General features: G+C 64.8%; 9 protein-coding genes. 4 read left to right on the top strand and 5 right to left on the bottom strand.

Translation table 11 applies throughout. The annotated features are described in order from the left end of the window. Positions 1-2: 2 nt before the first annotated feature. Positions 3-3,218, top strand: coding sequence for a molybdopterin dinucleotide binding domain-containing protein (locus ACQ4WR_RS21740; RefSeq protein WP_436489881.1), 3,216 nt, complete (start codon positions 3-5; stop codon positions 3,216-3,218). Positions 3,219-3,287: 69 nt separating this feature from the next. On the opposite strand, the gene ACQ4WR_RS21735 is transcribed toward ACQ4WR_RS21740, so the two are convergent. Genes ACQ4WR_RS21735 through mutM form a run of 5 tightly spaced genes read right to left on the bottom strand, consistent with a single transcriptional unit; the run spans position 3,288 to position 9,660 of the window. Further along, a complete protein-coding gene (locus ACQ4WR_RS21735; RefSeq protein ID WP_436489880.1) occupies positions 3,288-3,902 on the bottom strand; it encodes a response regulator transcription factor in 615 nt (204 codons plus the stop codon). Further along, positions 3,899-5,701: a sensor histidine kinase gene (locus tag ACQ4WR_RS21730; RefSeq protein ID WP_436489878.1), complete on the bottom strand. Its 1,803-nt coding sequence runs from the start codon at positions 5,699-5,701 to the stop codon at positions 3,899-3,901. The genes ACQ4WR_RS21735 and ACQ4WR_RS21730 overlap by 4 nt, the downstream gene beginning before the upstream one ends. Continuing rightward, on the bottom strand, positions 5,701-6,876 hold the full coding sequence (mutY, locus tag ACQ4WR_RS21725; protein ID WP_436489876.1) for an A/G-specific adenine glycosylase: 1,176 nt from the start codon (positions 6,874-6,876) through the stop codon (positions 5,701-5,703). Before mutY ends, ACQ4WR_RS21730 begins: the two co-directional genes overlap by 1 nt. A 35-nt stretch (positions 6,877-6,911) precedes the next feature. Further along, positions 6,912-8,813, bottom strand: a complete 1,902-nt coding sequence (locus ACQ4WR_RS21720) for a dynamin family protein (RefSeq protein WP_102294487.1) — start codon at positions 8,811-8,813, stop codon at positions 6,912-6,914. A gap of 10 nt (positions 8,814-8,823) precedes the next feature. Beyond that, positions 8,824-9,660, bottom strand: a complete 837-nt coding sequence (gene mutM, locus ACQ4WR_RS21715; RefSeq protein WP_436489874.1) for a bifunctional DNA-formamidopyrimidine glycosylase/DNA-(apurinic or apyrimidinic site) lyase — start codon at positions 9,658-9,660, stop codon at positions 8,824-8,826. Positions 9,661-9,827: 167 nt separating this feature from the next. On the opposite strand from mutM, the gene ACQ4WR_RS21710 reads away from it, so the two are divergent. From ACQ4WR_RS21710 to ispE, 3 genes are all read left to right on the top strand, one after another. After that, positions 9,828-11,612 carry a tetratricopeptide repeat protein gene (locus ACQ4WR_RS21710; RefSeq protein ID WP_436489872.1) on the top strand — a complete coding sequence of 595 codons (1,785 nt, stop codon included), beginning with the start codon at positions 9,828-9,830 and terminating at the stop codon, positions 11,610-11,612. A gap of 86 nt (positions 11,613-11,698) precedes the next feature. Continuing rightward, entirely contained in the window at positions 11,699-12,340 is a 642-nt protein-coding gene (locus ACQ4WR_RS21705; RefSeq protein ID WP_436489870.1) for an outer membrane lipoprotein LolB, read from the top strand. Further along, the gene (gene ispE, locus ACQ4WR_RS21700; protein ID WP_436489868.1) at positions 12,337-13,221 is read left to right on the top strand and encodes a 4-(cytidine 5'-diphospho)-2-C-methyl-D-erythritol kinase; all 885 of its coding nucleotides are present in this window, start codon (positions 12,337-12,339) and stop codon (positions 13,219-13,221) included. The genes ACQ4WR_RS21705 and ispE overlap by 4 nt, the downstream gene beginning before the upstream one ends. Positions 13,222-13,277: the final 56 nt, after the last annotated feature.

The raw sequence follows: 13,277 nt of genomic DNA, 5'->3' as shown, positions 1-13,277 counted from the left end.
TCATGAACGATCACACCACACCAGAACCGCAAGAAGACCGCAGCGCCGAGGAAGAAAAGCGCCGCAAGCTGCTGCGCTACGGCGCCATCGGCGGCGGCCTGGCCGCCTTTGCCGCCAGCTTTTCCACCACGGCCGGCCGCATGGTCGACCACGCGCTGGGCAAGGACAAGCCTGTGCAGAAACTGCATGGAAATTCCCTGCAGCCCGAGTTTTCCGTCGATACGACCACGGGCAAGCTGACGCTCAATCCGGACCAGCAAGTGAGCTACACCATGTGCATGGGCTGCACCACCTTTTGCGGCGTGCGCGTGCGCCTGGATAAAAAAAGCGGCAAGGTGCTGCGCGTGGCGGGCAACCCCTACAGCCCCCTGTCGGCCGATCCGGCGCTGCCATATCAAACCTCGATACGCGACAGTTTTGTGTCGCTCTCGCGCTTCCAGGAAAAGGGCTTGAAGGGCCGCTCGACGGCTTGCGGCCGCGGCAACGGCGTGCTGGAACAGATGGAGTCGCCGTTCCGCGTGCTGGCGCCCATGAAGCGCGTGGGTCCGCGCGGCGGCGGCCAGTGGGAACCGATCGCCTTTGACCAGCTGGTCAAGGAAGTAACAGAGGGCGGCGACCTGTTTGGCGAGGGCCATGTACAGGGACTGCGCGCCTTGCGCGAGCTGGAAAAACCGATCGATCCGGCACAGCCGGAACTGGGCCCGCAAGTCAATCAGGTGGGCCTGATGTGCAGCACCGACGATGGCCGCCTGGCGTTCGGCACGCGCTTTTTCAAGCAGTCGTACGGCAGCCTGAACCTGGTCAACCACGGCTCGTATTGCGGTGGCGCCTACCGCAGCGGCTCGGGCGCCATGTTCGGCGACATGAAGAAAATGCCGCACGCGAAAGTGGACCTGGAAAACACGGAGTTTTGCATCTTTGTCGGCACTGCGCCGGGCAATGCGGGCAACCCGTTCAAGCGCCAGGGCACCCTGATCGCCAAGGCCCGTTCCGGCAAGCGCGAATTCAGCTATGTGGTGGTCGACCCCGTGCTGACGAATGCGGACAGCCTTGCGGCGGGCGACCGCAGCCGCTGGGTGCCGATCAAGCCGGGCACGGACGGCGCGCTGGCCATGGCCATGATACGCTGGATCATCGAGCAGGAACGCTATGACCGCCACTTCCTCGCGCAGCCGAACCTGAAGGTGGCGGAAGCGGCGGGCGAGGCCGCCTGGTGCAACGCCACGCATCTGATCATCAGCCAGAAAGGCCATCCGCGCGACGGCCGCTACCTGCGCGCGTCCGACATCGGCGCGGTGGAACTGCCGGAAGAAGAGCGCTACAATGATGGCGACGCATTTTGCGTGATGGACGCCGCCACGCAGGCGATCGTGCCGCACACTGCGGCCAAGGGCGAGGCGCGCCTGTTCTTCGACGGCCCGCTGGACGTGGCCGGCGCGCCGCTGCACCTGAAGACGGCCATGACGATGCTCAACGAAGAAGCGCAGCGCCACAGCATGGACGAGTATTCGGCCGCCTGCGGTATCGGGCGCGACATCATCGAAGGCCTGGCGCAGGAACTCACCAGCCATGGCAAGCGTGCGGCCGTCAATGCGCACGGCGGCATGATGTCGGGCGCGGGCTTTTATAACGCGTACGCGCTGGTCATGCTCAATACCCTGATCGGCAATTTGAACCGCAAGGGCGGCACCCTCGTCAACGGCGGCAGCTTCAAGGATGCGGGCCCCGGCCCGCGCTACAACCTCGAGAGTTTTGACGGCGAGATCAAGGCGGCGGGCATGCCGATCGGACGCAATGTGCCGTACGAGAAAACCTCGGAATTCAAGCTGAAGAAAGAAGCGGGCAAGGCGTATCCGGCCAGGGCGCCGTGGTATCCGAACGCGCCCGCGCTGGCCACAGAATGGCTGACCAGCGCCATGAACGGCTACCCATACACCTTGAAGGCGCTGATACTGTGGAGCTGCAATCCCGTGTACGGCATCACGGGCTTGCGCGCGCAGATCGGCAAGGAACTGGCCGATCCGACGAAGATTCCGCTGATCGTCGCCATCGACCCCTTCATCAATGAAAGCTCGGCCTTTGCCGATTATCTGCTGCCCGATACCTTGCTGTACGAAAGCTGGGGCTGGGCCGGTGCGTGGGGCGGCATGCCCGTCAAAATGAGTACGGCGCGCTGGCCCGTGGTCGAGCCGCGCGTGCAAAAAACGCCGGACGGCCAGACCATCTGCATGGAATCGTTCTTCATCGCGCTGGCCAAAACGATGGCCTTGCCCGGCTTCGGTCCTGGCGCCTTGCAGGACATGGACGGCCAGCGCTTCCCTCTGCAGCGGGCGGAAGACTGGTATCTGCGCGGCGGCGCCAACATCGCCTGGCAGGGCAAGACGGCCGTGCCGGAAGCGAGCGACGACGACATCGAACTGTCCGGCGTGGCGCGCATCCGCCCCGAACTGGAACGCACCCTGAAGCCGGAAGAGTGGCGCAAGGTAGCCTTCATGCTGGCGCGGGGAGGGCGCTACCAGAGCTATGGCGAAATGTTCGGCCTGCGCCTGCCGCCGCCCGCGAACCCCAAGGCGCCGGTTGCTCCCGTGCCGGTGATGGACGAGACGCCGTATCCGCAGGACTGGTCCACGCACCGTTATTTAAAACCCATGATGCTGTACAACGAGGGCCTGGGCGTGAGCAAGAATAGCCTGAGCGGCAAGCGTTTTCCCGGCACGCCCGCGTGGCGAGTCGCGGCGTTTGCCGACGGCACGCCTGTGCGTAAAACCTATCCCGTCAGCGAGTGGCCGTTCGAGTTGATCAGCTATAAATCGGCGCTGCAAAACTCGTACAGCATCGGCGCGCGGCGCTTGCGCGGTATTCACCCCGACAACCCCGTCGCCGTGCATCCCGACGACGCGGCCCGCTTGAAGCTGCAAAATGGCGATGAAATTGTTTTGGAAACGCCTGGCGGCAAGGCCAGGGCCACGGTGATGCTGCGCCATGGCGTGCAGCGCGGCGTGATCGCCGTCGAACACGGTTTCGGCCACAAGGAACACGGCGCGCGCGCCCACCGCATCGGCAAGCTGCGCCAGCCCGATGAACCGGCCATCGGTGCCGGCATCAATTTGAACGACCTGGGCTTGACGGATCCTAGCCGCGGCGACAAGAACGTGTTTGTCGATCCCGTGTCGGGCACGTCGGTGCGGCAGGGACTGCCGGCGCGGATTATTCGCTGAGAAGCATGTTCGAACCTTTTACCCCAAGGTCGTAACGGCTGGGGGCAGACCCGGTGGGTCTGACCCCGGTTAAATCTCCCCACCCGCCATGAGCAGCCGGGCCACCTCGGCTGCCGAATGCAGACCCAGTTTTTCCATCGTCTTGTGGCGGTGCACCTGCACCGTCTTGTCGCTGATGCCCAGTTCGCGGGCGATGACTTTCGATGCCTTGCCTTCGGCCATCAAGAGCGCCACTTCGCGTTCGCGCGCGGTGAGCCTGGCCAGTGCCGATTGCGCCGTATTCGCGCTGGCGGCGCTGCGGCTTTCTGCCACGCTGCGGGCCACGGCGCGCGTGACGGCGTCCAGCAACACCTGGTCCTTGCAAGGCTTCTCCAGGAAATCGCAGGCGCCCGCCTTCATCGTCTGCACGGCCATGGCCAGGTCGCCGTGGCCACTGAGGAAAATCACGGGCAGCGCGATGGCGTGCCGCGACAGCTCCTGTTGCAGCTCCAGCCCGCTCATCAAAGGCATGCGCACGTCGAGCAGCAAGCAGCCGGGCGCATGGCCCGCGTAGCGCTGCAGGAAGTCGCGCGCCGATTCAAACGTTTCCACTTGCCAGCCGGCCGAATCGAACAGATAGGCCAGCGAGCGGCGCATGGCGGCGTCGTCGTCGACGACAAAGATGATCGCATCGCTTTCGTTCATGGTATGTCCTCTTGTATGTCTGTGGGTGCCGCCATGCCCGTCTCTTCGGGCAGGCGGAACCAGACCGTCAAGCCTGGCGCATCGGCGTTGGCGTGCGCCGACAGGCTGCCGCCGAACGACTCGATGATGCTTTTGCTGAGCGACATGCCCAGGCCCAGGCCTTCGGCTTTGGTGGTGAAAAACGGTTCGAACAATCGCGCCATCTGCGCCGCCTCCAGGCCGCAGCCGGCGTCGCGCACGGCCACCGTGCAGGCGCCGTTTTCACGGTGCAGCAGCACGCCGATGGGGTGTGCGGGATTGTCGCTTTCCACCTGTGCATCGAGCGCATTTTTCAGCAGATTGAGCAGCACCTGCTGCACTTGCTGCGGGTCGGCCAGCACGCGTGCGTCAGGACTGACGCTATCGTGGCGCCAGATGATATTCGCTTGCGGATGGGCCGCGCGGAACAGGGCCACGGCTTGCTCCACGGCGCCGGCCAGGGCGAAGCCGGTGCTGTGCGCGGGACGCTTTTGCGCCATCGCGCGAATGTGCCGGATGATGGCGCCCGCGCGCTCGCTTTGCGTGGCGATTTCCTGCGCGCCGTCGAGCAGTGGCGCCGCCTCCATGCGCCCGGCCGTGATGCGGCGCGCCATGCCGCGCGCGAAATTGCCGATGGCCGCCAGCGGCTGGTTCAATTCGTGCGCGATGGCGCTGGCCATCTCGCCCAAAATCGCCAGGCGCGCCGTGTGGTCAAGCGTGGCCTGGCGCTGGCGTGCCTGCTCTTCCAGCGCGCGCTGCTGGTGCTGCGCCGCGCGCAGCTGCTCCGTGCGCCGGCTGACCAGGTATTCCACGCGCACCGTGTGCACGGCCCAGGCAACGAGCAGGGCCAGCACCAGCAGCATCCAGCCCCAGTAGCGGCGCAGCGCCGTCTCGAACGTCAGCTTGTCCAGGTAGGCGTAGGGGCCGATGCGCAGGTCGCGGAACAGTTCATCGACGATCTGGTAATCGCTGGGCACCGTCCAGCTATAGCCCTCGCTGGTGCGCGGCATGGCCAGCAGGGCCTGCGCCACTTTCTTGGCCAGCGCGGGCGGCGTCTGGCGCAGGGCCACGAAGGGCCAGTCCGGATACAGCCGCGAGGACGTGGCGCAGCGGAAGCCGGGTATCGGGCGCGTGGTGATGACGCGCAGTGCATCGGCCTGCACCTCGCCGCGCGCCACCATCTGTTCGAGCAAACAGGTGCGCACGATGCCCGCATCCATGCGCCCGTCGCGCACGGCGTCGATGATCTGCTGCGAGGGAAAGCCGCTGTAGCGCAGGCTGGCAAAATCGTGCGTGGGATCGACGCCCGCTTCGCGCAGTTCGCGCGCGGCGATCTGGTAGCCGCCAAACGCGTCTGGCGCCACGGCCATCACGTTCTTGCCCGCCAGGTCGGCCAGGTCGTGCAGGGGCGATGCGCTGCGCACGACGATGGCCGAGCCGATGGCCTGGCGCGGCGAATCCGTCCACGGCGATTCCAGGGTGGCGATGCGGCTGGCGCCGTCGCTGTGTTCGAGCGCCACGTAATGGCCGCTGCTGGTGATGGTAAAGGCAATCGCTTGCGACTGCACGGCGCGCGTCAGGCCGGCCTGGTCGTAGTCTGCGAGGATGAAACGGATGCCGGGGATGCTGGCCTGCAGGTGGCGCGTCACATATGACCAGTCTTGCTGCACGGCGTCGCCGCCCTTGTACGCCAGCACGCCGATGCGGACCTCTGGCAGCTCGTCAGCCGCCAGGGCGCCATGCAGACACAGCGCCGCCAGCGCGAACAGTAAAAAGCGCACTAGAACATGCTGCGCTGCGCCGAACGCGCATCGCCGAACAGGTCCAGCAGCAGTTTCTTGATGGGCGCCGGCAGCGGCGCGTCCGCGATCTTCGCGCCGTCGTACCAGACGTGCGTCGCTTCCCCGGTCAGCGCCAGGCGTCGCGCCAGGGTGATGCGGCAGGGGACGATATGCAGCTTGTAGTGCGTGAAGACGTGCACGATGGGCAGCAGCCGCTCCTGCGTTTCGATTGTGCCGAACGGCGCCACGGCGCGCGCCAGCGCCTGCTGGTCGATGTCGCGTGGAGAGTCTGCATCGGCCAGCACGTGGCCGTCGAGTTCGGGCAAGGACAGCAGGCCGCCCCAGATGCCCGAGCCGGGACGCTGCTCCAGCAGCACCTGGCCATTGTCGATGACGACGAGCATGACGGCGTGTTTTTCCGGGCTGGTTTTTTTGGGTTTGCGCACAGGTAAGTCTTTAACCCGATGGGTGGCGTAGGCCACGCAGCGCGGCTGCAAGGGGCAGCGGCCGCAATCGGGGCTGCTGCGCGTGCACAGGGTGGCGCCGAAGTCCATCAAGCCCTGCGTGTAGGCTTCGATACCGGTTTCAGGCAGCAGCGCTTCGGCGCGGCGCCACATGGCTTCCTCGACCCGTTTTTCGCCCGGATAGGCGTCGATGCCGAAGGTGCGCGCGAATACGCGCTTGACGTTGCCGTCCATGATGGCCGCCCGCGTGCCGCTGGAAAACGCGGAGATGGCGGCCGCCGTCGAGCGGCCGATGCCGGGCAGGTCGGCCAGCAGGGCGGGGTCGCTGGGGAACACGCCATCGTATTCGGCCACCACGCGCTGCGCGCACTTGTGCAGATTGCGCGCCCGCGTGTAGTAGCCAAGGCCGCTCCATTGTGCCATCACGTCTTCGACCGGCGCGCTAGCGAGGTCGCGCAGGGTAGGGAAGCGCTCCAGGAAGCGCGCGTAGTAGCCGAGTACCGCCGTGACCTGCGTTTGCTGCAGCATGATTTCGGACAGCCAGATCAGGTAGGCGTCGCGCGTGTTTTGCCATGGCAGCGCGTGGCGGCCATGCTGCTTTTGCCAGGCGATGACGGTGGCGGAAAAAGTCGGGTCGACGTAATTTTCAAATGCGTTATCAAACTGAGTTGCGCCCGTGGCGGGCGAGAGCGGATGCAGCAGACGTTTCATGCAAGGGTTCCAGTGTTCTGTTGTTTATGTTGCGCTCAGCTTGCGCTGGCGGCGCGCAAGGTGGCCAGCAGTTGCGCCAATTGCGCCTTGTCGCGTTCGAGCGCCGCCAGGCTGGCCTCGAAGCCGGCGATTTTCTGTTCCAGGCTGCCCGTGGCGTCATGGATGCGCTGGATCGAGGCAAAGCGCAGTTTCAGCTGTTCCTTGTACTCGACGATCTGCGCTTCGAGCGGCGCCATGATGACTTTCAGCCAGGCGCTGGCGTCATCGTTGGCGGCCGTGAAACTGCGGCGCACGCGCGAGGCGATGGTATCGAAGAATTTTTCCATCAGCACGACGCGGCTGGTGGTGAGCAGGGTCGCCGTGCCGAACTGCTTGTGATACACGGCTTCGATGTCGGCGATTTCCTGGCGGTAGCGGGCCAGCGAAAACGGCATGGGCAAGGCCAGCGCCAGGCCATGTTCGGTGGCGAATTTGCGGTACATCACGTTCATCATTTCCGTGATCTCGGCCGTCTTGCCTTCCGAGCGGTCCAGGTTCTGGCCGATGCGTTCAAAGTACTGGCGCACGGCTTCGCGCAAGCCCGTGAAAAAGCGGCTGCGCTGCATGGCCGCGCGCACGCCATCGATATCGTCGCGCACGATGTCCATGCCCAAACTCGTGTACAGCTCCGTCGACAGGCGCGTGAATACGGCGCGCGTGGCCTGCAGTTTGAACAGGCTGCTGTCGAATTCCTTCTTTTCGATATCCACGCGGCGCATCATGTGCGCGATCACGCTCTGGTTCTTGCCGCGCAGGCTGTGCAGCTCGTGCAGCTGTTCGGCGATGCCGCGCGCGCGCGCCGCCGCCTGCACCTGCTGCGCCGCTTCAATGGCGTCCAGGTCGAACGCCAGCTGGTGCCGGATGATGTCCTTGCGCGCGGGGATCAGGCCCTCGAACAGCGCCGTTTCCAGCGCCTGCAGGCGGCTCTTTTCCAGCAGCGCCGCATCGTGGTTGATCTTGCCTACCAGGGCCTTTTGCGCGGAGACGGGAAACACCTGGCTGGCATCCAATGCCAACAGATGCGCCACGCTGGCCTGCTGGCGTTCAATGGCTTGCGTCACCTCGGCATCGCCGCGCAATTCATCCCACATGCTGTCGATCTTGTTGAGCACCACCAGGCGCCCTGCGCCGGCGCCGATATGGTTGCGCCATACCTCGATGTCGCTGCGCGTGACGCCCGTGTCGGCCGCCAGGATGAACAGCACCGCATGCGCGTTCGGGATCAGGTTCAGGGTCAGTTCCGGCTCCGTGCCGATGGCGTTCAGGCCCGGCGTGTCGAGGATGACCAGGCCCTGTTTCAGCAGCGGATGGGGGAAGTTGATGATGGCGTGGCGCCACATCGAGATTTCCACCTGGCCGTCGTCGTCCAGCATCGACGGCGCGTCCGCATCGTCGGCGTCGTACAGGCCGTAGCGGGCTGCTTCTTCCTGGCTGACTTTCTTGGTCAGGCTGACCTGGCGCAGCGCTTCCTGCATGTCGCCGCCCGCCTCGATGTTCAGCGGCAGGACGCTCCAGGCGGCGGGCAGCTCGCGGTAGTCGCTGGTCGACAGGTTCTGCGCGCGCGTCTCGATGGGCAGCAGGCGGATCGATGGCGGCCAGGCAGCGTCGTACAGCAGTTCGGTGGGGCACATGGTGGTGCGGCCGGCGCCCGAGGGCAGGATGCGCTGGCCGTAGTCGGCAAAGAAGATGGCGTTGATCAGTTCGGATTTGCCGCGCGAGAATTCCGCCACGAAGGCGACAGAGAGACGGTCGTCCAGCAGGCGGGAACCACAGCGCGCCAGGCGCAGCGCGGAGGCGCCGTCGACCAGGCCCGCCGCGCCAGCGGCTTGCCGGTAAGCCTGCAAGGCGGCCTGCACGTCCTGGCGCCATGCGCTGTATTGTTCCAAGTCTCTGACCATCAGGTCCCCTTTATTTTTGACAGTTCACGCAGTAGAACGTGGAACGCTGTCCCTGCACGATTTGCCGGATCGGCGCGCCGCACACGCGGCATGGCTTGTCCGCGCGGTTGTACGTGAAATACGTCTGCTGGAAATAGCCGGATTGGCCATTGACGCCGATGAAGTCGCGCAGGGTACTGCCGCCTTGCACGATGGCTTCCGCCAGCACGTCGCGGATCGCCTGCGCCAGTTTCTCATAGCGTGCCAGGCCGATGCGGCGGGCCGGCGTCTTCGGGTTGATCCCTGCGCGGAACAGGCTTTCGGAACAATAGATATTGCCCACGCCGACGACGATGTCGCCCGCCATCAGCACCTGCTTGATGTTGGTGTTCTTGTTGCGCGTTTTCTCGAACAGCAGCTGGCCCGTGAAGCCGCCTTCCAGCGGTTCCGTGCCCAGGCCGCGCAGCAGTACGTGGCTGTCGAGCGGGCCGTCAGCCTCGTCGTGCCACAGCACGGCGCCGAAACGGCGCGGGTCCGTCATGCGCAGCACGTGCTGCGCGCCATCGGCGTCGTCCACGATCAGGTCGAAATGGTCGTGCTTTTGCGCCTGCGTTCCCGGTGGCAGCACGCGCAAATGGCCCGACATGCCCAGGTGGATGATCAGGGTGCCATGGCGGAAGTGGATCAGCAGGTATTTGCCGCGCCGCCCCGTCAGGCCGATGGTCTGGCCGGACAGCTGTTCGCCCAGGGCAGGAGGAAAGGGCCAGCGCAGGCCGTCGCGGCGCAGCACGACGGAGCGCACGGCGCGCCCTTCGAGATGGGGCGCGACACCGCGCCGTGTGACTTCGACTTCTGGCAATTCTGGCATAGGGCTCGAATGGTTGAAAACCGGGTAAAAAACAGGCGCGTCGCTGGCCGGTGGCTGGCCCGGACACATTGCGCAGCCATGACGTATATATTTCGTTACATACGTGAAGTACGCGATGTACGGGTTGGGCGTAGAATCAAACTTTGCCGTTCAGCCAGGATCAGCCTTTGAAAAACGCTTTCGCCATTGTAACCTTGTCCGCCCTGATGGCTACGCATGCCATGGCGCAGACGCCTGCCGCCCCTGCCGATGCCGCGGCCAGCCCTTCTGTGGCCAGTTCGCCGCAGGCGCCGGAAGCCGTGTCCAAGGATGGGGACAGCGGCGACAAGCTGCCCAAGGTCGAGTTGAGCAGCGACCTGCTGTACAAGCTGACCCGCGCGGAAATGGAATTCAAGAGCGGCCAGTGGCAGGGGCCGTACGTGACGATGATGGTGGCGGCGCAGCAGACGCGCGACCCGCGCCTGGCGCGCCGCGCTTCCGAAATGGCGCTGGCCGCCAAGCAGGGCGGCGAAGCGCTGGCCGCCATCCGCCTGTGGCGCGAGCTGGCGCCCGATTCCGACGAGGCGACGCAGTTTTTCCTCGGCTTTGTCGTCCTGACGGAGAAGATCGACGAAGCGGAGCCGATTTTCGCCCAGCGCCTGGCCAATGCGCCGCAGGGCGCGCGCGGCGTGGCCCTGTTCCAGATGCAGCAGATCCTCGCGCGTTCGAATGACAAGCTGTATGCCTATTCCATGCTCACGCGCCTGGTGGAACCTTACCTGGACATGTTCGAAGCGCACCTGGTGCTGGCGCAGGGCGCCCTGTCGATCGACGAGCGTGACCGCGCCATCCGCGAAGCGAACAAGGCGCTGGCCATCAAGCCCAATTCCGAGCTGGCCGCGCTGACCCTGGCGCAGGTAACGGGCGAGCCCGAGGCGGCAAACAAGGTGCTGGTCGCGTTTTTGCAAAAGAATCCCGATGCCGTCGAAGTGCGCGCCGCCTATGCGCGCCTGCTGGTCGAGCAAAAGCAGCTCGAAGCGGCGCGCGACCAGTTCCTGCTGCTGCTGAAAAGCCAGCCTGACAACGTCGGCGGCCTGTATGCGCTGGGGATCGTGGCGCTGCAGCTGGAAGACACCAAGGGCGCGGAGCAGTATTTCAAGCGCTTCCTGGCCGTGCTGGATAAAAACCCCGGCGACACGCGCGATCCGTTCAAGGCCCTGATGATACTGTCGCAGATCGCCGAGACGCGCGGCGACATGGCCGGCGCCATTGCCTGGCTGGACAAGGTCGACAACAGCGCTTCGGCCGGCTATGTCGATGCGCGTTTGCGGCGCGCCCAGCTGATCGCCCGTGGCGGCAATCTCGATGCAGCGCGCAAGGCATTGACGGAAATCGAGACCTCCGATCCGGCGGTGCAGGCGCAGGTGCTGCTGGTCGATGCGCAATTCCTGCGCGACGCGAACTATCTGCAAAGCGCATTTACGGTGCTGGAAAACGCCTTGCTGCGCTTCCCGAACAACCCCGAGCTGCTGTACGACTACGCCTTGCTGGCCGAACGCCTGGATAAAATGGACCTGATGGAGGCCAGCCTGCGCCGCGTGATGGCGCTGGCACCCGACAACCAGCACGCCTACAACGCGCTTGGCTACTCGCTGGCCGAGCGGGGCATCCGCCTGCCGGAAGCACACGCCCTGATCGAGAAGGCGCTGCAGATGGCGCCGGGCGACCCGTTCATCATGGACAGCATGGGCTGGGTGCAATTCCGCATGGGTAACCTGGCCGCCGCCGAAACGGCCCTGCGCCGCGCCTACGCCGTGCGCAGCGACCCGGAAATCGCCGTCCACCTCGGCGAAGTGCTGTGGCAGAAGGGCGACAAGGACGAAGCGCAAAAGCTGTGGCGCGAAGCGCGCAGCAAGGACCCGAAAAACGACGCGCTGAAAAGCACCTTGGCGCGCTTGAATGTCAGTTTGTGATTGTTAACCCAAGGGCAAATGCCGGGGTCAGACCCTCTGGATCTGACCCCGGGTTTTGCACTTGGGGTGGACTCAAAAAATTTCCCATGTCAAAAAACCTCTTGGCTCTTACCGCCCTTTGCCTGTCCCTCTCGGCCTGCTCAACCCTGACTTCCCCCTTTTCGTCCGTCGCTCCGTCGGGCCAGAGCGTCGCCCCCTACCGCGAGCAGGTCGAACTGACGGGCCGTCTGAACGTCGTCTACCAGAAGAATGACAAGCCGGAATCGGCCACCGTCAATTTCAACTGGCAGCAGACGGCCGAGCGCACGGACGTGACCTTGTATTCGCCCGTCGGCAGCACCCTGGCGACGATCGCCGTCACGCCGCGGGAAGCCGTGCTGACGCAAAGCGGCAAGCCGCCGCGCCGGGCGCCCGACGTCGATGCGCTGAGCGCGCAGATGCTGGGCTGGTCCTTGCCCGTGTCGGGCTTGCGCGACTGGCTGCAGGGCTATGCCGTGGACGCCGATGGCAAGCGTTTCGTCGCTTCGCCGGCCAACGACAGCGTGACGACCAAAGACGGCTGGCGCCTGCGCTATGTGTCGTGGCAAGATGCGTCCGAGACCACCGCGGGCGCCTTGCCCCAACCGCGGCGCATCGATGCCGAACGCAATGCCAGCGCCCAGGCCGATGCCGTGTCGCTGCGCATCGTGCTCGATCCCGCCCCATCCGTACCCGTACCCGCACCATGACCTTGACGACCTTGAACAATTGCCCGGCACCGGCCAAGCTGAACCTCTTTTTGCACGTCAACGGCCGCCGTGCCGATGGCTACCATTTGCTGCAGACGGTGTTCCAGTTGCTCGACCATGGCGACACCTTGCACTTCGCGCTGCGCGACGACACGCTGATTCGCCGCGTGACGGAACTGGCCGGCGTGCCGCAAGAGCAGGACCTGGTCATCCGCGCGGCAAAGCTGCTGCAGGCCGAAGTGCTGCGCCGTACGGGCGCCTTGCCGCGCGGCGTCGATATCGCCATCGACAAGGTGCTGCCCATGGGCGGCGGCCTCGGCGGTGGCTCGTCCGATGCGGCCACGGCACTGATGGCCTTGAACCGGCTGTGGCAAGCGGATTTGACGCGCGAGGAATTGATGGCGCTGGGCTTGCCGCTGGGGGCCGATATTCCGTTTTTCATCTTTGGTGAAAACGCCTTTGCCGAAGGCGTGGGCGAAGCCTTGCAGCCGGTCGCCACGCCCGATTGCTGGTACGTGGTGATCGAGCCGGGCGTGCAAGTGCCCACCGCCGCAATTTTTTGCGCGGAAGGCTTGACGAGGAATACCGAACCCGTCACAATAGCGGACTTTTCCAGGCACCTCGCAGAAGGAAACGATGCGGGCGGGTTTGGCAAGAATGATTTACAGCAAGTGGCATGCAGTCTTTTCAAGCCGGTAGCAGATGCGGTAGAATGGCTGGGTGCTTACGGTGAGGCCAGGATGACTGGTTCCGGTGCTTGTGTATTTAGTGCGTTTGGCAGTCAGGAAGAAGCGGATGCGGTGCTCAGCAATGTGCCACCAGTCTGGGTCGCCTGGAAGGCAAAAGCGCTGGGTCGCCATCCGATGCTCACGATGTTGTAATGAAAAGCAGGCAGCAAAAAAAGATTTTGCTTAGCGTCAAATAGTCGGTATAATAC

The sequence above is a fragment of the Janthinobacterium amylolyticum genome (genome assembly GCF_051380655.1).
Taxonomy (GTDB): Bacteria; Pseudomonadota; Gammaproteobacteria; order Burkholderiales; family Burkholderiaceae_D; genus Janthinobacterium.
The sequence above is the reverse complement of the archived record's forward strand: the minus strand, read 5'-3'. Positions and strand labels throughout refer to the sequence as shown.